Annotated in this window: 15 protein-coding genes and 2 pseudogenes; 13 read left to right on the forward strand and 4 right to left on the reverse strand. The window is 71.3% G+C overall.

Annotated elements, in window-relative coordinates:
- Window positions 1–135: 135 nt before the first annotated feature.
- Together ACIG87_RS11645 and ACIG87_RS11650 are read left to right on the forward strand one after the other, a co-directional pair.
- The gene (locus ACIG87_RS11645) at window positions 136–1,701 is read left to right on the forward strand and encodes an MFS transporter (protein ID WP_396850393.1); all 1,566 of its coding nucleotides are present in this window, start codon (window positions 136–138) and stop codon (window positions 1,699–1,701) included.
- Window positions 1,702–1,712: 11 nt separating this feature from the next.
- Window positions 1,713–2,321 carry a TetR/AcrR family transcriptional regulator gene (locus ACIG87_RS11650; RefSeq protein ID WP_396850395.1) on the forward strand — a complete coding sequence of 203 codons (609 nt, stop codon included), beginning with the start codon at window positions 1,713–1,715 and terminating at the stop codon, window positions 2,319–2,321.
- Between the two features lie 126 nt (window positions 2,322–2,447).
- Here ACIG87_RS11650 and ACIG87_RS11655 read toward each other — a convergent pair.
- Window positions 2,448–3,742, reverse strand: a pseudogene (locus tag ACIG87_RS11655) (GAF domain-containing protein); the annotation flags it as partial.
- Entirely contained in the window at window positions 3,742–4,524 is a 783-nt protein-coding gene (locus ACIG87_RS11660) for a 3-hydroxybutyrate dehydrogenase (RefSeq protein ID WP_396850397.1), read from the reverse strand. The pseudogene ACIG87_RS11655 and the gene ACIG87_RS11660, both read right to left, overlap by 1 nt.
- Before the next feature lie 312 nt (window positions 4,525–4,836).
- Between ACIG87_RS11660 and ruvC the strand changes: the two genes are divergently transcribed.
- The 8 genes and pseudogenes from ruvC to ACIG87_RS11700 form a co-directional block, all read left to right on the forward strand.
- Complete coding sequence (gene ruvC, locus ACIG87_RS11665; protein WP_396850399.1) at window positions 4,837–5,364, forward strand: crossover junction endodeoxyribonuclease RuvC; 528 nt, start codon at window positions 4,837–4,839, stop codon at window positions 5,362–5,364.
- Window positions 5,361–5,963 (forward strand): Holliday junction branch migration protein RuvA, encoded by a 603-nt coding sequence (ruvA, locus tag ACIG87_RS11670; RefSeq protein WP_396850401.1) that lies wholly within the window; start codon window positions 5,361–5,363, stop codon window positions 5,961–5,963. The genes ruvC and ruvA overlap by 4 nt, the downstream gene beginning before the upstream one ends.
- Window positions 5,964–6,006: 43 nt before the next feature.
- Window positions 6,007–7,071 (forward strand): Holliday junction branch migration DNA helicase RuvB, encoded by a 1,065-nt coding sequence (gene ruvB, locus ACIG87_RS11675; protein ID WP_396850563.1) that lies wholly within the window; start codon window positions 6,007–6,009, stop codon window positions 7,069–7,071.
- 121 nt (window positions 7,072–7,192) lie between these two features.
- Window positions 7,193–7,558, forward strand: a complete 366-nt coding sequence (yajC, locus tag ACIG87_RS11680) for a preprotein translocase subunit YajC (RefSeq protein ID WP_396850403.1) — start codon at window positions 7,193–7,195, stop codon at window positions 7,556–7,558.
- Window positions 7,559–7,799: 241 nt separating this feature from the next.
- Window positions 7,800–9,704 carry a protein translocase subunit SecD gene (gene secD, locus ACIG87_RS11685; protein ID WP_396850405.1) on the forward strand — a complete coding sequence of 635 codons (1,905 nt, stop codon included), beginning with the start codon at window positions 7,800–7,802 and terminating at the stop codon, window positions 9,702–9,704.
- Window position 9,705: 1 nt separating this feature from the next.
- Window positions 9,706–10,902 (forward strand): protein translocase subunit SecF, encoded by a 1,197-nt coding sequence (secF, locus tag ACIG87_RS11690; RefSeq protein WP_396850407.1) that lies wholly within the window; start codon window positions 9,706–9,708, stop codon window positions 10,900–10,902.
- Between the two features lie 99 nt (window positions 10,903–11,001).
- Window positions 11,002–11,568: an adenine phosphoribosyltransferase gene (locus ACIG87_RS11695; RefSeq protein WP_396850409.1), complete on the forward strand. Its 567-nt coding sequence runs from the start codon at window positions 11,002–11,004 to the stop codon at window positions 11,566–11,568.
- 431 nt (window positions 11,569–11,999) lie between these two features.
- Window positions 12,000–14,279: pseudogene (locus ACIG87_RS11700) on the forward strand (RelA/SpoT family protein); the annotation flags it as partial.
- Window positions 14,280–15,370: 1,091 nt separating this feature from the next.
- Here ACIG87_RS11700 and ACIG87_RS11705 read toward each other — a convergent pair.
- Both ACIG87_RS11705 and ACIG87_RS11710 read right to left on the reverse strand, forming a co-directional pair.
- Complete coding sequence (locus ACIG87_RS11705; protein ID WP_396850410.1) at window positions 15,371–16,210, reverse strand: peptidylprolyl isomerase; 840 nt, start codon at window positions 16,208–16,210, stop codon at window positions 15,371–15,373.
- Window positions 16,211–16,271: 61 nt separating this feature from the next.
- A complete protein-coding gene (locus ACIG87_RS11710; protein WP_396850412.1) occupies window positions 16,272–17,156 on the reverse strand; it encodes a peptidylprolyl isomerase in 885 nt (294 codons plus the stop codon).
- 261 nt (window positions 17,157–17,417) lie between these two features.
- On the opposite strand from ACIG87_RS11710, the gene ACIG87_RS11715 reads away from it, so the two are divergent.
- The 3 genes from ACIG87_RS11715 (at window position 17,418) to ACIG87_RS11725 (ending at window position 20,537) form a co-directional block, all read left to right on the forward strand.
- The gene (locus ACIG87_RS11715) at window positions 17,418–18,137 is read left to right on the forward strand and encodes an MBL fold metallo-hydrolase (RefSeq protein ID WP_396850414.1); all 720 of its coding nucleotides are present in this window, start codon (window positions 17,418–17,420) and stop codon (window positions 18,135–18,137) included.
- 69 nt (window positions 18,138–18,206) lie between these two features.
- Window positions 18,207–19,529: a histidine--tRNA ligase gene (gene hisS, locus ACIG87_RS11720; protein WP_396850416.1), complete on the forward strand. Its 1,323-nt coding sequence runs from the start codon at window positions 18,207–18,209 to the stop codon at window positions 19,527–19,529.
- Window positions 19,530–19,601: 72 nt separating this feature from the next.
- A complete protein-coding gene (locus ACIG87_RS11725) occupies window positions 19,602–20,537 on the forward strand; it encodes an acyl-ACP desaturase (protein ID WP_396850417.1) in 936 nt (311 codons plus the stop codon).
- The last annotated feature ends 121 nt before the right edge of the window (window positions 20,538–20,658 follow it).

Raw genomic sequence — 20,658 nt, forward strand, 5'->3', positions numbered from 1 at the left:
CGGGCGTGAGCCGCAACACATCCGATACGAACCGGTGTCGTATCGAAACACTGGCCTCGTAAGGTGAGTGTCGTTACGAGTCTGCCCCGTCTCGTATTGCACGGGACGGGTGAACCGGGGGGAGCACCGGAACCCATGCAACCGCACGAGAACACCGGACATCCACGGCGGTGGGCGATCCTCGGCGTGCTGGTGATCAGCCTGCTCGTCGTCGTCCTCGACAACACCATCCTCAACGTCGCCCTGCGTACCCTCGCCGACCCGGTGCACGGCCTCGGGGCCAGCCAGGGCGAGCTGGAATGGGCGATCAACTCCTACACCCTCGTCTTCGCCGGCCTGCTGTTCACCTTCGGGGTGCTCGGCGACCGGGCCGGCCGCCGCCGGTTCCTGCTCGTCGGCCTGGTCCTGTTCGGCCTGTCGTCGCTGCTGTCGGCGTACGCGCAGAGCCCCGGCCAGCTGATCGCGGCCCGTGCCCTGATGGGTATCGGCGGCGCGGCGATCATGCCGGTGACCCTGTCGATCATCTCCAACGTCTTCGACCCCCGGGAACGGGGCCGGGCGATCGGCATCTGGGCCGGCGCGGTCGGCCTGGCGGTGGCCATCGGCCCGATCCTCGGCGGCGCGCTGCTGGAACACTTCTGGTGGGGCTCGGTCTTCCTGATCAACGTGCCGGTGGTGGCGATCGGTGTGCTGCTGGTGGCCCTGCTGGTGCCCGAGTCCCGCGACCCCCGGCCGGGCCGGGTCGACGTGCTCGGTGTGCTGCTCTCGGTCGTCGGGTTGATCGCGCTGACCTACGGCATCATCGACGGCGGCGAGCACGGCTTCGGTCGGGCGACGGTGTGGGCCGCCGTCCTCGGCGGGTTGGCGGTGCTGGCCTGGTTCGTCGTGCACGAGCGGCGCAGCGACCACCCGTCGCTGGACGTCCGGCTGTTCCGGGTGCCCCGGTTCGCCGCGCCGGTGGCGATCGTCGGCCTGGTGTTCTTCGCCGCGATGGGCGTGATGTTCTTCAGCTCCTTCTACATGCAGCTGGTCCGGGGCTACAGCCCACTGGAGACCGGTCTGTGCTTCCTGCCGTTCGCCGGTGCCCAACTGGTCTTCGCCCCGCGCAGCGCCGCGATGGTGCGCCGGTACGGTGGCCGCTCGGTCGCCGTGGTCGGCCTCGTGCTGACCGCCGTGGCGCTGGCCGCCTTCGCCTTCATCGACGCCGACACGCCGCTGTGGGTGGTGCTGCTGGCCTTCTTCCTCCAGGGCGTCGGAATGGCGAACATCATGCCGCCGGCCACCGAGTCGATCATGTCGGCGCTGCCCCGTGAGAAGGCCGGCGTCGGGTCGGCGGTGAGCAACACGGTCCGCCAGGTCGCCGGCGCGTTGGGCGTCGCGGTCCTCGGTTCGGTGCTCTCCGCGGTCTACCGGCAGGACATCGCCTTGGCCATCGACGGTCTGCCCGCCCCGGCCCGGGAGGCGGCCAACGAGTCGGTCTCCGGGGCGTACGCGGCGGCGGCGCAGCTCGGCCCGGCGGCGCCGAAGCTGATCGCGGCGGCCAACGACGCCTTCGTCTCGGCCATGCACTGGGCGGCGGCGATCTCCGCGGTGGTGGCCGCCCTCGGCATCCTCATCGTGCTGCGCTGGATGCCGGGCCGGCCCACCACCTCCACCACCGTGCAGCCGGTGGAGGAACGGGAATTGGCCGGAACCACGTAGGTTCGGAAACAATGTCTGACATGAACACCACCGCCGATGCTCCGCGGTCGCCCGGCCGACCGCGGAGCGTCCGCGCGGACGAAGCCATCATCGAGGCCACCCTCGACCTGCTCGCCGAGGGCAGCACCATCGAGGCGCTGTCGATCGAGGCGATCGCCGCCCGCGCCGGGGTGGGCAAGGCCACCATCTACCGCCGCTGGGCGGGCAAGGACGCCCTGCTGCTGGACGCGCTGCGCCGGCTCAAGGGCATCGTCGCGCAACCCGCCGGGCACTCCGTCCGCGACGACCTGGTGCTGCTGGTCGGTGCCGTCGGGCACAACGTCGACCCGCGCGCCGCCAGGATCATGCCGTGCCTGATACCCGAGGTGAACCGGAGCCCGGACCACTTCCAGCTCTACCAGAACATCATCGAACCCCGGCGGAAGCTGATGCGGGAGGTGCTCCGCCGGGGCGTCACCACCGGCGAGCTGCGGGCCGACCTCGACATCGAGGTGGCGATGGCGCTGCTCACCGGGCCGATGCTGATCCAGCGACTGCTGCGCTGGCACCCGGAGCTGGACGAGCGGTTCCTGCCGGAAAGGGTCGTCGACGGGGTGCTAAACGGCCTGCGGGCCCGCTGACACCCGGGCCCGCCGGGCGGTGGTCGGCCCGGGTGCCTGCCGGGCACCTGGATCGGCGCGGTGTCTGCCGGGCACCTGGATCGGCGCGGTGTCTGCCGGGCACCTGGATCGGCGCGGTGTCTGCCGGGCACCTGGATCGGCGCGCTGTCCGCCGGGCGCCCGGGTCGGCGCGGTGTCCGCCGGGCGTCCGGGTCGGCGCGGTGTCTGCCGGCTCAGGCCGGGGCACGCAGCCGGTGCAGGCGCAGGGCGAGCTGCACCTCCAGTGCCCGCCGCGGGCCGCGGCCAGCCCGCTGCGGGTCGAGGCGTACGTGGTGGCCCAGGAGAGCACCCGCAGCCGGACCGAACCGGTGGCGGCGAACGCGTCGTCACCCACCGCCACCAGCACGTGCGGCGCGTCCAGGTCCACTCCGAGCCGGCGAGCCCGGCTGCGCAGCGCGTCGGTGTCCCGCAACGGCCGGGCGATCAGGTCGTCGAGCAGCTCACCCCGGACCCGGCCCTCGGCCTCGGCGACCGTCCGCCGGAACAGCAGCAGCAGCGCGGTCACCAGCGACGCCCGCTCCAGGATCCGCTGGTCGGCGTCAACCAGCTCGTCGTCCGGGCGCAGCACCAGCGCGGTCATCCGGTCGTGCGCCGCCGCGGCCCGCTCCACCGAACTGCTGTGCGCCCGGATGGTGGTGTTCGCCGCCGACAGCTCGGCCAGCGCGGCCCGGGTCTCGGCCAGCAGCCGGGCGGTGTCGATCGCCACCGCCGCGTGGGCGGCCAGCGAGACCAGCAGCGACACCTCCTCCCGGGCGAACGGGCGGGCCGACCGGTTCGCCGCGTAGAGCACCCCGATGACGCTGGATCCGAGGCGCAGCGGCACCCCGAGGATCGCCACCAGCCCCTCCTCGCCCACCCCGGAGTCGATCTCACCGGTGTGGTGGAACCGCTCGTCCTCGGCGTAGTTCGCGGTCACGTACGGGGTGCCGGTCTGTGCCACCAGGCCGCCCAGCCCGTCGCCCAGCGCCAGCCGCAGCCGCTGGAACGCCGCCGAGATCGACCCGTCGGTGACCCGGCATGTACGTGTCGCCGCGCTCGTCGTCGTTGAGCGTCATGTACGCCACGTCCGCGCCGAGCAGGTGCCGGGCCCGGTGCACGATGGCCCGCAGCACGTCGTCCAGCTCCCGCAGCCCGGCCAGGTCACCGGCGGTGTCGAACAGGCCGGACAGCTCGCTCTCCCGGCGGCGTCGGCGTTCCAACAGGCCGCGTACCCGCAGCGCGACCAGCTTGGCCTGCTCCAGCTCGGCCAGCCGCTCGGGAGGCAGCCCGGCGGCCCGCGCGGCCACCAGTGGACCCTCGAACTCGACCGCCGCCGCCTCCCGGGCGAGCAGCTCCAGGAACTCGACCGGCGACGACACGACGTCCATTGTCCGGGCGGCCACTAGTTCGCCGTCCAGCCCCCGTCGAGGGGGATCGACGCGCCGGTGATGAAGGCGGCCGACGGCGTGCACAGGTACGCCAGCAACTCGGCGACCTCCGCCGGCTCGATCAGCCGCTTGATCGCGGCGCGGGCCAGCATGATCTTCTCGATCACCTCGTCCTCGCCGATGCCGTGGCGGGCCGCCTGGTCGGCGATCTGGCCCTCCACCAGCGCGGTTCGCACGTATGCCGGGTTGATGCAGTTGGCGGTGACCCCGTGCGCCGCGCCCTCCAGGGCGACCACCTTCGACAGCCCCTCCAGCGCGTGCTTGGCCGACACGTACGCCACCTTGTAGGGGGAGGCGCGCAGCCCGTGCACGGAGGAGATGTTGACGATCCGCCCCCAGCCCCGGGCGTACATGTGCGGCAGCGCCCGCCGGATGATCTGGAAGGGCGCCTCGACCATCACCCGGTGCAGGTGGGCGAAGCGCTCGACGGGGAAGTCCGGCACCGGCGCGACGTGCTGGAGGCCGGCGTTGTTGACCACGATGTCGACGTCCGCGTCGATTCCCGCCACGGCGTCGGGGTCGGCCAGGTCGACCCCCTCCGCCCGGCCCCCCGCCTCGGCGGCCACCGCCCTCGCCGCCTCGACGTCGCGGTCCACCACCCGCACCGCCGCGCCGGCCGCCGCGAGCCGCAGCGCGCAGGCCCGGCCGATGCCGCTGCCACCACCGGTCACCAGCGCGCGACGACCGGCGAGGTCGACGTGTACGACGTGGGGGACCGCCCCGGGTTCTGTCGTCATGGCGCAAACGTTACGAGCTGGCCGACCGGCGGCACATGGGGCGGCCACACATACTCCGACCCGTGACTGTGTGGCGCGTTTCGCCGGGGACGGTCCCGTGACCGTCCCGGTCGCCGCGTCCCCGGACGGCAGGGCAGATGCCCGTCGCCCGGGGACGACGGCAGGGCAGGCGTCCGTCGCCCGGGGACGGACGAATCAACCGGTGGCGGCCGGTCGGTCCGGCACGGGTCGGCGTGTCCGCTCCCCGGCGTGTCCGGGCGGACCAGTAGGGTGTCGAACACACGTACTGCCGATGGTCGGGGAGGAGGCGGCGTGCGCGTGCTGGGCGTCGACCCGGGGCTGACCCGGTGCGGGGTCGGCGTGGTCGAGGGCGTGCCGGGGCGTCCCTGCACGCTTGTCGCCTACTACGTCGTCTACACCGATCCCGCCGACGACCTGTCGCTGCGCCTGCTGCACCTGGACCGGTCGCTGACCGACCTGGTGGCCGAGCACCGGCCCGACGCGGTCGCCGTCGAGCGGGTGTTCAGCCAGCACAACGTGCGCACCGTGATGGGCACCGCCCAGGCCAGCGGGATCGCCGTGCTGGCCGGGGCGCGGGCCGGGCTGCCGGTGCAGACGTACACGCCGAGCGAGGTGAAGGCGGCGGTGACCGGCTCCGGCCAGGCCGACAAGAAACAGATGACCGCCATGGTCACCCGGCTGCTGCGGCTGGCCGAGCCGCCGAAGCCGGCCGACGCGGCCGACGCCCTGGCGCTGGCCATCTGCCACGTGTGGCGGGGCGGCACCCGGTCCAAGCTGGCCGTCGCCGCCGACCGGGCACGACGAGGAGGAGCGCGATGATCGCCAGCGTGCGCGGCACGGTGACCGCGACCGGCCCGGACCACGCGGTGGTGGAGGTCGGCGGGATCGGCCTGGCCGTGCAGTGCGCCCCCGGCACCCTGGCCGACCTGCGGGTCGGTCAGCCGGCCCGGCTCGCCACCAGCCTGGTGGTCCGGGAGGATTCGCTCACCCTCTACGGCTTCGCCGACGACGACGCCAAGCAGCTGTTCGAGCTGCTCCAGACGGCCAGCGGGGTCGGCCCGAGGCTGGCCCAGGCGGTGCTGGCCGTGCACACCCCGGACGCGGTCCGCAAGGCCATCGCCAATGCCGACACCGCCGCCCTGACCCGGGTTCCCGGGATCGGCAAGAAGGGCGCCGAGCGGCTGGTGCTGGAGCTGCGCGACCGGATCGGCCCGGTGCCGGTCGGGGCGGACGGCGCGGCCGGGGTGACCGCCGGAGCGTGGCCCGACCAGGTCCGGCAGGCGCTGGTCGGGCTCGGCTGGACGGCCGGGCAGGCCGACCAGGCGGTGGCCGCGGTGGCCGAGACGGTGGACGGGCCGACCCCGCCGGTGCCGGTCCTGCTCAAGCAGGCCATCAGGCTGCTGGGCCGGACCCGATGACCGACGCGGGGTGGGCGGCACGGTCGCGTCCGGGGCGGCCGGCATGACCGGCGACGGCCTGGTCTCGGCGTACGCCGACGACGCGGAGCGGGACGCGGAGGTCAGCGTCCGGCCGAAGCGGCTGGAGGAGTTCATCGCCCAGCACCGGGTGCGTGACCAGCTCGACCTGCTGTTGCAGGGCGCGATGCGGCGCGGCGCCCCACCGGACCACATCCTCCTGTCGGGGCCGCCCGGTCTTGGGAAAACGACGTTGGCCAATATCGTAGCCGCCGAGCTGGGTGCCGGCATCCGGGTGACCAGCGGCCCGGTGATCGAGCGCTCCGGCGACCTGGCCGCCATCCTGACCAGTCTCGCCGAGGGTGACGTGCTGTTCATCGACGAGATCCACCGGATCGCCAAGCCGGCGGAGGAGCTGCTCTACAGCGCGATGGAGGACTTCCGGGTCGACGTGATCGTCGGCAAGGGGCCGGGTGCCACCGCCATCCCGCTGGACGTGGAGCCGTTCACCCTGGTCGGCGCGACCACCCGGTCCGGCCTGCTGACCGGCCCGATGCGGGACCGGTTCGGCTTCGTCGCGCACCTCGACTTCTACTCCCCGGCCGATCTGGAGGCGCTGCTGCACCGGTCGGCGCGCATCCTCGGGGTGCCGATCACCGACGAGGGGGCGGTGGAGGTCGCCGGCCGGTCCCGGGGCACGCCCCGGATCGCCAACCGGCTGCTGCGCCGGGTGCGGGACTACGCCGAGGTCCGGGCCGACGGCGTGGTCACCCTGGAGACCGCCCGAGCCGCCCTGACCGTGTACGACGTGGACGCCCTCGGGCTGGACCGGCTGGACCGGGCGGTGCTGACCGCGCTGGTCGACTCGTTCCGGGGCGGGCCGGTGGGCCTGTCCACCCTCGCGGTGGCGGTGGGGGAGCAGCCGGACACGGTGGAGGAGGTCTGCGAGCCCTTCCTGGTGCGGGCCGGTCTGCTGGCGCGTACGCCCCGCGGGCGGGTGGCCACCGAGGCTGCCTGGCGGCACCTGGGCCGCACGCCGCCAAATGGTACATTTGGCACGGAAGCCCCCGCTGTGCCTGATCTGTTCTCGAACGCGCCGGATCCACCGTGATCTGAACGTGATCTGTGCCGCATTCGGCGTTCCCAGGTGCAGGGATTAGACTCGCCGCGGTCTCTACAGGATGTGAATATCTGCCTCCGCTCCGACGCGCACCGCGCCGGGGCAGGGGCCAATGGGAAGGTCGCACACCGTGCTTTACGCAGCACAGTCCGGCGGAGGCGCCGGCAGCCTGACGCCGATCATCATGATCGCCCTGCTCTTCGGGGTCATGTACTTCATGATGATCCGGCCGCAGCAGAAGCGCCGCCGCGAGGCCGAGGCCATGCAGTCCGCGCTCGGCCCCGGTGACGAGGTCGTCACCATCGGCGGGCTCTACGGCACGGTCGTGGGCGTGGAGGACGACACCGTGCTGCTGGAGGTGGCCCCCGGTGTGCAGTCCCGCTACGCCCGGCCGGCCATCGCCCGGGTGGTCACCCGGGCCGAGCTGTCGGAGGCCGACGGGGCGATCACCGAGAACGCGGAAGTCGTCAAGGAGTGAAGGTCCGTCCGCCCCGCCGGGGTGGACGCGACGTGACACCGGGACGTGACGTGACAACTGGATAGGTGGGCCGGTCCCCAGGGCCGGCACGCGCCCCGTCCGCCCGATGCCCCCACGTCGGCGGCGGTGCACCGTGCCGACGGTCGGGAGCGGCCCGCGGAGAGCACGTCGGGACGGTACCCCGCCCCGACCTCGTCGCCGTTGCACCGGCGGCGCGACCGTTACAGGGAGACAGACAGCCGTGGCACCACCTCAGGGACAGATGCGCCCCGGGCGGCAGCTCGCCGTGCTCGGGTTCATCTTCGTCGTCCTCTATCTCTTGGTGTTCTTCTCGGGCGGCGCCAGCGGCGGCTGGAAGGACCGGTTGGAGCCCCGGCTCGGCCTGGATCTGATCGGTGGCACCCGGCTGACGCTGGAGGCGACCAACAGCCTCGACGGCAAGCCTCCGACGTCGGCCAACCTGGAGGAGGCCCGGCAGATCATCGAGAGCCGGGTCAACGCCTACGGGGTGGCCGAGGCCGAGGTGGTCACCGAGGGCAACCGGAACATCGTCATCTCCCTGCCCGGTGAGAACCGGGAGCTGACCGACGTCGGCAGCGCCGCGGAGCTGCGCTTCCGCAAGGTGCTCAAGGCCACCGACGGCAGCGGGACGGTCGCCACCGCGACGCCGACCCCGTCCGGCAGCGCCTCGCCGCAGCCCTCGACCAGCGCGTCGCCGAAGGCATCCGGTAGCGCCTCGCCGAAGGTGACCGGCTCGCCGAGCGCCGGTGGCCAGGGCGGCGGCGCCCCCGCGCCGAGCACGAGCGCCACCCCGTCCGGGTCGGCCTCGCCGAGCGCCCCGGCCGCCTCGCCCAGCGCCAGCGAGGCCCCGGTGTCGCAGAGCATCGAGGAACAGCGCAAGGCCGTCGAGAAGAAGGTGGGCGCAGCGGCCTGGGCCGCCGCCAGCGGGCTCCAGGCCCCGGCCGACCTCGCCACCACCCCGGCCCTGGCCGAGACGCTCAAGCCGTTCGGCACGCTCTCCCCGGAGGAGATCGCGGTGCTGAGCCCGCAGATGCAGTTCAACGTCCCGACCATCACCTGCGCCCAGCTCGACAAGCGGCCGCCCGCGTCGATCAAGGACGAGAAGCAGCAGGCGGTCGCCTGCGAGGGCGGCGCGGCGAAGTACCTGCTCGACCAGGCCAAGGTGGTCGGCACCGACGTCAAGGACGCCAACGCGGTCCTCGACCAGGCCAGCACCTGGGTGGTCAGCCTGAACTTCACCGGCGACGGCCAGTCCAAGTGGACCGAGCTGACCCGGGAGGCGTTCAACAACACCGGCGGCGCTTGCGACCAGACGGCCCTGGGCCAGGACGGCAAGTGCCGGGTGGCGGTGGTGCTGGACAACGAGATCGTCTCCTCGCCCGAGATCCAGGGCGTGCTGACCGGCGACTCGCAGATCACCGGCAGCTTCGACAACACGTCGGCGAACGCGCTGGCCAGCCAGCTGCGCTACGGCGCCCTGCCGGTCACGTTCGTGCCGCAGGAGCAGCAGAACGTCACCGCGACCCTGGGCGACAGCCACCTGCGGGCCGGCCTGCTGGCCGCCGGCATCGGCATGCTGCTGGTCATCATCTACTCGTTCTTCTACTACCGGCTGCTCGGCTCGGTCATCTTCCTGAGCCTGGTGCTCTCCGCGCTGCTGGTCTTCGGCGCGCTGGTGGTGCTCGGCCGGTCGATCGGCTTCACCCTCACCCTCGCCGGCATCGCCGGCATGATCGTCTCGCTCGGTGTGGCGGCGGACTCGTTCGTCATCTACTTCGAGCGGCTCAAGGACGAGATCCGGGAGGGGCGCAGCCCGCGTAGCGCCGTGCCCCGTGCCTGGATCCGGGCCCGCCGGACGATCATCTCGGCGAACGCGATCACCCTGATGTCCGCCGTGGTGCTCTACATCGTCTCGGTCGGCACGGTGAAGGGCTTCGCCTTCGCCCTCGGCCTGGCCACCGTGCTCGACCTGGTGGTCGTCTTCCTCTTCCGGCACCCGATCATGACGATGTTCGCCCGGACCCCGGCGTTCCTGTCGCCCCGGGTCAGCGGCCTCGGTCGGGCCCTGCCGCCCCGTTCGGCCGAACCGGGCACCGCCCGCAACTCGCGCGTCAAGGAGGCCTGAGATGGCTAAGAGTGGTCTGGCGTCCCGGCTCTACCGGGGCGAGGCCGGTCTCAACATCGTCGGCCGGCGCAAGCTGTGGTTCACCGTCGCCGGGGTGCTGGTGCTGATCGCCGTGCTCAGCTTCGCGGTGCGCGGCTTCAGCCTGGGCATCGAGTTCGCCGGTGGCAACTCGTTCCAGGTGCCGGCCAGCGTCGGCACCCTGGACCAGGCCGAGGCCAAGGTCAACGCGGCGCTGGCGGCCGAGGGCGACGAGGCCAAGGTGGTGACCGCGCAGAAGGTCGGCAGCACCAGCGGTGAGTACTACGAGCTGCGCACCTCGCAGCTCAACGCCGAGCAGGCCAACGCGGTCAAGGCCAAGATGGCGCAGGAGTTCGGCATCAACCCCGACCAGATCAGCGGCAGCCAGGTCAGCGAGGCGTGGGGCAGCCAGGTGACCTCCCGGGCGCTGCTCGGCCTGGTCATCTTCGTCCTGGTGGTGGCGGTCTACCTGGTGCTGCGGTTCGAGTGGCGGATGGCCGCCGCCGCGATCGTCTCGCTGTTCATGAACCTGATCCTCACCGCCGGCATCTACTCGCTGGTCGGCTTCGAGGTCACCCCGTCGACCATCATCGGGTTCCTCACCATCCTGGGCTTCGCGCTCTACGACGTGGTGGTGGTCTTCGACAAGGTCCAGGAGAACACCCGGGGCATCACCGCCAACAACAACCAGACCTACGGCGAGGCGGCCAACCTGGCGCTGAACCAGAGCCTGATGCGGTCGCTGAACACCTCGGTGGTCGCCCTGCTCCCGGTCGGCGGTCTGCTCTTCATCGGTGCCGGCCTGCTCGGTGCGGGCACCCTGAAGGACCTGGGCCTGGTGCTCTTCGTCGGTATGGCGATGGCGTTCCTGACCTCGATCCTGCTCTCCACCCCGCTGCTGGTGATGTTGAAGAACCAGGACCCGCGGATCGACGCACACCGCAAGCGGGTGCTGGCCCGCCGGAGTGCCGTCGCCCGGGACGAGATCACCCCGCGCGGCGCGGCGCGGCCCGACGGCGACGAGACCGCCGACGAGCCGATCGACCCGGAGGCGGCGGCCCTGGCCGGCAGCGCGCCGAAGGTCGGTGCCCGCCCGGCGGCCAAGCGGGCGACCGGTGCCCGGGGCGGCCGTCCCAGCGGCGGCGGGGGCAACCGGCCCGGCGGCGCGAAGCGGCGCTGACCGACGGGCGACCCGCCAGAAGCCGACCCGACGGCGTCCGCCATGCTGTGCGAGCAGCGTGCCGGACGCCGTCGTCGTACCGAAGGAGAGCCGACCACCGTGACGGAGACCCACAGCACCGGAGTACGGGGAGACAGCGGCCCGGAGGTGGCCCGGCTGGTCGCCAGCCGGGTGCTGGACGTGCCGGACTTCCCCAAGCCCGGGGTCATGTTCAAGGACCTGATGCCGCTCTTCGCCGACGGCGACGTGTTCCGCGAGGTGATCGACGGGATCGTCGAGTACCACGGGCGGGACACCTTCGACATCGTGGTGGGCATCGAGGCCCGGGGCTTCGTGATCGCCGCCGCGATCGCGTACGCCACCGGGTTGGGGGTGGTGCCGGTGCGCAAGGCGGGCAAGCTGCCCCGGCCGGCGTACTCGGCCTCGTACGCCCTGGAGTACGGCGAGGCGACGCTGGAGGTGCACCAGGACGCCTTCACCGCCGGGCACCGGGTGCTGGTGGTCGACGACGTGCTGGCGACCGGGGGCACCGCCGAGGCGACCCTCGACCTGGTCGAGCGGGCCGGAGGCACGGTGGCCGGCTTCACCGTACTGCTCGAGTTGGGCTTCCTGGAGGGGCGCAAGCGGCTCGCCGGGCGTCCGGTCCATGCCCTGCTGACCGTTTGATTCCCGGGTCGTCCCGGCGACCGTGGACGGACCGTCCGGCGGACCCGCACGGCACCTACCGTGCGGGTAGCATTGCCCATTGCTGACCGGGCGGTCACCCGTCCGAACAGTGGGCAGGACGCCGGTCGGGAACCGGCGGGCAGTGCCACCGGCCCGACGGCGGCCGGCGGGGAACATGCCGGCTCGACGGCCGGTTTGGAAGACAGGCGTCGGCCGCTCGGCCGGCGTGGTCCCGGCGATCGGTGAGGAGTCCGGTGTCCCACGATGTCGTCCCTCCGGTGGAGGGCACGGTGCACCCGACAGGCGACGCTGACGGCGCGGTGACCGATCGGAACAACGATCTGCCGGCCACCCCTGTGGGGGTCGGCGACGCCGCCGGCACGGCCTCCGACGGCGCGCTCGCGGGGTCGTCGCTCGACGACGACGCGTCGCCGAGCGCCGGTTTCGCGCTGTCCAACGCGCCGACCGGGCGTCGGGTGCGGGCGCGGCTGGCCCGGTTCAACGCGCCCTGGCAGAGTTCGCAGGTCAGCGAGGTGCTCGAACCGCTGATCGCGAGTCACCGGGAGAATCACCCCAAGGCGGACGCCCGGCTGCTCCAGCGGGCCTTCGACATGGCCGCGCGCTGGCACTCCGGTCAGTACCGCAAGTCCGGCGACCCGTACATCACCCATCCGCTCGCGGTGGCGACCATCCTGGGCAACCTGGGGATGGACACCACCACGCTGGTGGCGGCGCTGCTGCACGACACGATCGAGGACACCGAGTACACCCTCGACCAGATGCGGGCCGACTTCGGTCCCGAGGTCACCCTGCTCGTCGACGGCGTGACGAAGCTCGACAAGGTCAAGCTCGGCGACGCGGCCAAGGCGGAGACGATCCGCAAGATGGTCGTGGCGATGGCGAAGGACCCGCGGGTCCTGGTGATCAAGCTGGCCGACCGGCTGCACAACATGCGTACGCTCTCCTTCCTGCCGGCGCCGAAGCGCGAGCAGAAGGCCAAGGAGACGCTGGAGATCCTGGCCCCGCTGGCCCACCGCCTCGGGATGAACACCATCAAGTGGGAGTTGGAGGATCTGGCCTTCGGCACCCTGTTCCCGAAGCGGTACGAGGAGATCCTCCGGCTGATCGGGGAGCACCAGCCGCAGCGGGAGTCGCTGCTGCGGCAGGTCACCCAGAAGGTCGGCACCGACCTGAAGGCCGCCAAGATCAAGGCGGAGACGACCGGGCGGCCGAAGCACCTCTACTCGATCTACCAGAAGATGATCGTGCGGGGTCGCGACTTCAACGACATCTACGACCTGGTCGGGGTGCGGATCCTGGTCGACACGGTGCGGGACTGCTACGCGGCGCTGGGGGTCATCCACGCCAACTGGCAGCCGGTGCCGGGCCGGTTCAAGGACTACATCGCGATGCCCAAGTTCAACATGTACCAGTCGTTGCACACGACGGTCATCGGGCCGACCGGCAAGCCGGTGGAGATGCAGATCCGCACGTACGCGATGCACCGCACCGCCGAGTTCGGCATCGCCGCGCACTGGAAGTACAAGGAGCACAAGGGCACCCAGATCGTCGGCCCGCCCGCGCACATCGACGAGATGACCTGGCTGCGGCAGTTGCTGGACTGGCAGCGGGAGGCGGCCGACCCGTCGGAGTTCCTCGACGCGTTGCGCTTCGACCTGTCCAGCCAGGAGGTGTACGTCTTCACCCCCAAGGGTGACGTCATCCCGCTGCCGACCGGGTCGACGCCGGTGGACTTCGCGTACGCGGTGCACACCGAGGTCGGGCACAAGTGCATCGGGGCGCGGGTCAACGGCAAGTTGGTGCCGTTGGAGTCGACGCTGTCCAACGGTGACGTGATCGAGATCTTCACCTCGAAGTCGGACACGGCCGGTCCGACGCAGGACTGGCTGAGCTTCGTCAAGAGCCCCCGGGCCCGTACCAAGATCCGCCAGTACTTCAACAAGGAGCGGCGGGAGGAGGCGATCGAGGCCGGCAAGGACTCGATCGTCAAGGCGATGCGCAAGCAGGGCATGCCGTTGCAGCGCATGCTCACCTCCGACGCGCTGATGGCGATCGCCCGGGACCTGCACCTGGCCGACGTCGCCTCGCTCTACGCGGCGGTCGGCGACAGCCAGGTGTCGGCGCAGTCGGTGGTGCAGAAGCTGATGGCCGCGTACGGCGGCGAGGAGGGCGCGGCGGAGGACATCGCCGAGACCGCCGTCGCCACCCGTCCGCCGCACAGCCGGCAGAACAGCAGCGATCCCGGTGTGGTGGTGCGGGGCGTCAGCGACGTCTGGATCAAGCTGGCCCGCTGCTGCACGCCGGTGCCCCCGGACTCGGTCTTCGGGTTCGTCACCCGCTCCGGTGGGGTCAGCGTGCACCGGGACGACTGCGCCAACGCCGAGGATCTGCGGGCCCAGGCCGAGCGGGTGGTAGAGGTCAGCTGGAAGCTCACCTCCGCCTCCACGTTCCTGGTGGCCATCCAGGTGGAGGCCCTCGACCGGCACAAGCTGCTGGCCGACGTCACCCGGGTGCTCTCCGAGGAGCGGGTCAACATCCTGTCGGCGACGGTCACCACCACCCGGGACCGGGTGGCGGTGAGCCGGTTCAGCTTCGAGATGGCCGACCCGAAGCACCTGGGGCACCTGCTGGCCGCCGTCCGCAAGGTCGACGGGGTCTTCGACGCCTACCGGGTCACCTCCGGCGCCTGACCTTAGATTCTATCGAGGTGCTTCTTTGGCCGTCAGGTGGTGCTGGCGGTGAGTGGGCGCAGTTCAGGTCTCAAAGAGAGCCATCGGCTGCTGCAGTGGCTGAGCTACACGGTCTCGCGTGCGCTGCATTCTTCGTGCGCGGGCGATGTTGCTGCGGGTGTGAGGCTGTTCTACACGAACTACGCAATGGTGTGGAGCGCTTGGGTTTGGCTCGGCGCTGCGGCGAGCAGCTGACGAAGAGTATTTCTGGCGGAGCTGACTGCCGTGAGCGTTGACAGGGCAGCGACTACTGGACGGCTGATCATGGTCGCCCGAGCCTGCGGGCGGCTTCGACGTAATAATCCCGTGCCTCGGGTATGTCTGCGGCGATGAATTGTCTGAATGGGAAGAACGATGTTCGCGCCTGTCTTCCTGGAGATAGTTTCGCAGCACCGTAGCGAGACCGTGGCTAAGGTATCTCTATATCGCTATTCGTGATAGCCTGATTGCGGGGAGTGATCCTCGGATGAAGATTCCGCCACTGCGGGATTCGGGCTGCGAGAAAGGCGATTTAGTGCGAAGAGGAATCAAGCGAGTTCTGGTTGCTTCAGTTGCGATGGGTGTCACTGTGATGGTATTACCCACCTCGCCTGCATTCGCCATATCAAGTGTGCCCTGCACTAGTTCGACCGTAAAGCTGACCAACGCTCTGAATATCAGCACTTGCTTCTCAGGTATTGGGAGTACTCCACTGATCGGTTCCTTCGTCAAGTTCAGTGCTGGGAACAACGATGCTGCGGTCCGCCCTACGAGCGGACCTGAAATTGGTCTTATGCCGGGCGAAAGTATCACTTGGCCGCTTCCGGGAAAGGCCTTGACGCTAGTCCGGATCTTCTAGTGCCATGACTATGAACGGTCGCGGTGCTCGGTGGTGAGCATCCTCCGTCACCCCCAAATGCGAGACGGAGTCGTAAGTTTGATGACCTGGATCACTGGCGGCTTTACCCTGTAGCGCTGGACTTGGAGCACTGCGAAAATTTCCTCAGGAGCAGGATGTGAGAAAGCGCCCGCCGGCTCAGCCGGCGGGCGCTTCGTCGTATGGTGCGTGCTGGTCAGCCCTCGATGTCGCTCATCGTCAGCTTGGTGATGGTGACCTCCTTCTTGGGGTGGCCACCCCCCGCCTGCTGCGCGAACGCCTTGTCGTCGCCGGCCGCCCCGACCTGCTTGACCAGGTCCATGCCGGAGGTGATGGTGCCCAGCACGGTGTAGTTCGGGTCGAGCTGCGAGTCGCCGTAGACGATGAAGAACTGGCTGCCGGTGCTGCCCTGCCCGGCGTTGGCCATCGCGATGACGCCCTCCGGGTAGGGGGGCCGCTTGTCGGTCGGCAGGTTCTCCTCAGCCATGCTGTAGCTGGGCCCGCCGGTGCCGTCGGTCTGCCGCCAGCCCTTGCCGGTCGCGCTCGGGTCGCCGCACTGGAGCACCTTGATGCCCTCGGTCACCAGCCGGTGGCACTTGGTGTTGTCGAAGAAGCCCTTGCTGGCCAGGTGGGTGAAGCTGCCGGCGGTGCAGGGCACCTTGGTCCGGTCGATCTTGGCGACGATCGGGCCCAGGTTGGTGTCGATGGTCATCGTCTGGGTGCCCTTGTTGGCCTGCTGGTTCGGGGGCAGCCCGACGTCCTTGACCTGGGCCGGCCGGCCCTCCTTCGGCGTCTCGGTGTAGGTGCACTGCGAGAAGCCCTCGGTGCCGGCGGCCTGCTGCTTGCTGTCATCGTCGTCGCCACCGAGGCTGGTGGCCAACCAGACGGTACCGGCGACCACGAGCACCAGGATGGCGGCGGCCCCGACGATCGCCTGCGTCTGCCGGCGCTTGCGGGCCCGGGCCGAGCGCTCGGCCATCTCCCGCTCAAGTCGGGCCCGCGCCGCCGCGCGCTGCCGCTCTCTCGTGGACGTCACGGTCACTCCTCCTGGACTTTCTCTGGCGCGGCGGGGCCGCAGGTACGGGTGGTGGGCCGGCTCAGCCGGCGCTCGGGCTGGCGGCCGGGGACGCGGCCGGGGAACCGGTCGCCGGGGCCGGCGCGGCCTGCGCCTCGCCGACGGTGAGCTTGCGGATCACCACGTCGGTCTTCGGCTTGACCTTGGCGCCCGCCCCGTTGTCCACGGTCGGCAGGGCGCCGATCTTCTCGACCACGTCGAGGCCGCCGGTGATCCGGCCGATGATCGGGTACGCGGGCTGGGCCGGGCTGGAATCCTTGAAGAAGAGCAGGAACTGGCTGCCGTTGGCACCCGGTGGGTTGCCGATCATCGCGACCGTGCCCTTGGGATAGGTCGGCGGCTGTCCGGGCTGCGGGCTGGCCGAGGGGCTCGCCTCGGGCGCGGTCGGCACGTTCTCGTTGTAGAACGAGTAGGTGGGGCCACCCAGGCCGGTGCCGCTCGGGTCGCCGCAGCGCAGCGCGCCCTCGGCGGTGATCTCGTGGCACTTGGTGTTGTCGTAGAACGACGCCGCGGCCAGGTGGGCGATGCTCGCCCCGGCGCAGGGCGCCCCGGCGAGATCCAGCTCGGCGGTGATCGGGCCGCCCTGGTCGGTGTCGACGGTCATGGTACGCACCCCGGAGGTGGGCAGATCCTTGGTGGCCGGCGTGCCGACGTCCTTGAGGTTGGTGTTGGCGCTCGCGTCCTGCGGCGTCCACAGACAGACGTCCTCGGCCGCCTTCTGCTCGGGGTCACGGTCGAAGGCGCCCAGTCCCCAGGCCGCGCCGGCCACGATCAGCACCAGCACGACGGCCGCACCGACCCCGGCCTGGATCTGTCGACGCCGCCGGGCGGCGGCGGCCCGCCGGGCCAACTGCCGGTCGAGCTTCTCCCGCGCGAGCTTGCGCTGCCGGTCCCTGCTGGAAGCCACCCGTGCTCCCCTTCCTCTAACCTGGTCGTCACCGGCGGTCGGGCCGTTCGCGCCCGCTGTGTCCGCAGGTGCGCCACGCCACACGCCCGCAGAGTGTACGGGTACCCGCTGTGAAAGTGGTGTACGAGGTCCGACCTGGCTTTATCAAAGTGCGTCACTGTGCCGTACGGGGCTGGCGGGACGGGTGGGCGCGGATACCGGATCGCCGGCGGCGACTAGGCTGCCCAGGAGACGGACGACTCGAACGGAAGGGGAGCGGACGTGCTCGTGGCCGGCTTTCCCGCGGACGCCTTCGGCACCAACTGTTACGTGGTGGCGACCGCGCCCGGGGAGCAGTGCGTGGTGGTCGACCCCGGCATCGGGGTGCTCGACCGGCTCGACGCCGTGCTCGCCGAGCACCGCCTGCACCCGGCCGCGGTGCTGCTCACCCATGGCCATCTCGACCACACCTTCTCCGTCGCGCCGGTCTGTGGCGCCCGCGGCATCCCGGCGTACGTGCACCCGGACGACCGGGAGCTGCTGGCCGATCCGAGCAAGGCGCTCTCGATGGACCTCACCTCGCTGTTCGGCGGCCGACTGCCGTACACCGAGCCCGACGACGTCGCGGAGCTGACCGACGGGGCGACGCTGGCGCTGGCCGGCCTGGAGATCACCGTCGACCACGCCCCGGGCCATACCGGCGGGTCGGTGCTGTTCCGGCTGCCCGGCGCCGGCTCGCCCTGGGAGGCGGAGCAGATCTGCCTCTCCGGGGACGTGCTCTTCGCCGGCTCGATCGGCCGCACCGACCTGCCGGGCGGCAGCATGCCCCGGATGCTGACCAGCCTGCGGGAGAAGGTCCTTCCGCTGGCCGACGACACCGTCGTCCTGCCCGGCCACGGCCCCGCGACCACCATCGGCCGCGAGCGCGCCAGCAATCCGTACCTCGCCGAGGTGGCGGGCCCCGGCGGCGCACGCCCGGCGGCCCCCACCCGCGGCCTGTAGCTTCTCGTCCGCGCCGCGCGCGGACCTCCGATCTCACCGCGCCCCGCGCGGACCCGCAAGGAGTACGCCATGAGCAAGCCCACGCCCATCTCCGGCTTCCCGGAGTGGACCACGTCCCAGCGGATGATCGAGCAGTTCGTCCTCGACCGGATCCGCCACACCTTCGAGCTGTACGGCTTCGCGCCGCTGGAGACCCGCTCGGTGGAGCCGCTGGACCAGCTGCTGCGCAAGGGGGAGACCTCCAAGGAGGTCTACCTGCTGCGCCGGTTGCAGGCCGACGCGGACGGCCCGGCCGGCGACGACTCGCTCGGCCTGCACTTCGACCTGACCGTGCCGTTCGCCCGGTACGTGCTGGAGAACGCCGGCAAGCTCCAGTTCCCGTTCCGTCGTTACCAGATCCAGAAGGTGTGGCGGGGCGAGCGCCCGCAGGAGGGGCGCTACCGGGAGTTCCTCCAGGCCGACATCGACATCGTCGACCGGGACACCCTGCCGGCGCACTACGAGGCGGAGATGCCGCTGGTGATCGGCGACGCGCTGCGCTCGCTGCCCATCCCGCCGGTGGTGATCCAGGTCAACAACCGCAAGATCTGCGAGGGCTTCTACCGGGGCATCGGGCTGACCGACCCGGAGGCGGCGCTGCGCGCGGTCGACAAGCTCGACAAGATCGGCCCGGCGAAGGTGGCCGCGTTGTTGGCCGAGACGGCCGGGGCGAGCGAGGCGCAGGCCAAGGCGTGCCTGGCGCTGGCCGAGATCTCCGCACCGGACGCCTCCTTCGCCGACGCGGTGCGCGCCCTCGGGGTGACCGATCCGCTGCTCGACGAGGGCATCGCCGAGTTGGTCGCGGTGGTGGAGACCGCCGCCGCCCACGCGCCGGGGCTCTGCGTCGCCGACCTGCGCATCGCCCGGGGCCTGGACTACTACACGGGCACCGTCTACGAGACGTCGCTGGTCGGCTACGAGCGGTTCGGCTCGATCTGCTCCGGTGGCCGGTACGACGACCTGGCCAGCTCCGGTGCGGTCCGCTTCCCCGGGGTGGGCATCTCGATCGGGGTGACCCGGCTGCTCGGCCTGCTCTTCGGTGCCGAGGCGCTGTCGATCTCCCGCAGCGTGCCGACCTGTGTGCTGGTCGCGGTCGGTGTCGAGGAGGAGCGGGCGGCCAGCAACGCCGTGGCCGAGGCGCTGCGGTCCCGGGGCGTCCCGACCGAGGTGTCGCCGAACGCCGCGAAGTTCGGCAAGCAGATCCGGTACGCCGAGCGGCGTGGCATCCCGTACGTGTGGTTCCCGGGGGCCGAAGGTGACCAGGTCAAGGACATCCGCTCGGGCGAGCAGGTGAGCGCCGTGGCCGGGGAGTGGACGCCGCCGGGCGTGGACCTGAAACCGCTGGTCGGCTGAGCCCCGGTTACTGGCGCGTACGCCGTCGGGGACCTACGGTGGCGTAAGTTACGCCACCGTAGGGAGGCCCCTGTGACCGAACTGAGCCAGACCGCGCTGCTCCACGAACTCGAACCCGTGGTCGCCAAGAACCTCGACCGTCACCTGTCGGTGGCGAAGGAGTGGTTCCCGCACGAGTACGTGCCGTGGAGCGAGGGTCGCACCTTCGACGGCCCGCTCGGCGGCGAGGCGTGGTCGGAGGGGGACTCGACGCTGCCCGACATCGCCCGGACCGCGTTGATCGTCAACCTGCTCACCGAGGACAACCTGCCGTCGTACCACCACCAGATCGCCAGCCTGTTCGGGCCGGACGGGGCGTGGGGGACCTGGGTGGGCCGGTGGACGGCCGAGGAGGGGCGGCACGGCACCGCGATCCGGGACTACCTGACGGTGACCCGGGCGGTCGACCCGGTGGCCCTGGAGCGGGCCCGGATGGTGCACATGACCGCCGGCTACAGCAACTCGCACGACTCGTCGATGCTGCGCTCGCTGGCGTATGTGTCGTTCCAGGAGTTGGCCACCCGGATCTCGCACCGCAACACCGGCCGGATCACCGGCGACCCGGTCTGCGAGGCGCTGCTGGGCCGGGTCGCGGCCGACGAGAACCTGCACATGATCTTCTACCGCAACCTGCTCGGCGCGGCCCTCGAGGTGGCCCCGAACCAGACGATGCGGGCGATCGACGAGGTGCTGGGGGACTTCCAGATGCCCGGGGTGGGCATCGAGGGCTTCACCCGCAAGTCGGTGGCGATCGCCCTCGCCGGCATCTACGACCTGCGCCAGCACCGCGACGACGTGGTCGCCCCGGTGCTGCGCCAGTGGAACGTGTTCCACCTCGCCGGCCTCGACGCCGAGGGTGAGGCCGCCCGTGACCGGATCGCCGCCCGCCTGGACGGCCTGGAGCAGGCGGCGTCCCGGTTCGAGGAGAAGCGCGACGCCCGCGCCGCCAGGCTGGCCGCCCGCGCCTGACGCCGTTCGGGTGGTCGGCCCGCACCGCGAGCCGGGCCGGTCGGGCACGCCCCGCCGACCGGCTCGACCTCCGACCGGACCAGGGTGTCCCACACCCGCTCCGTCGCCGTACGCCTGACCC

The organism is Micromonospora sp. NPDC051925, from assembly GCF_044548625.1.
Taxonomy (GTDB): domain Bacteria; phylum Actinomycetota; class Actinomycetes; order Mycobacteriales; family Micromonosporaceae; genus Micromonospora.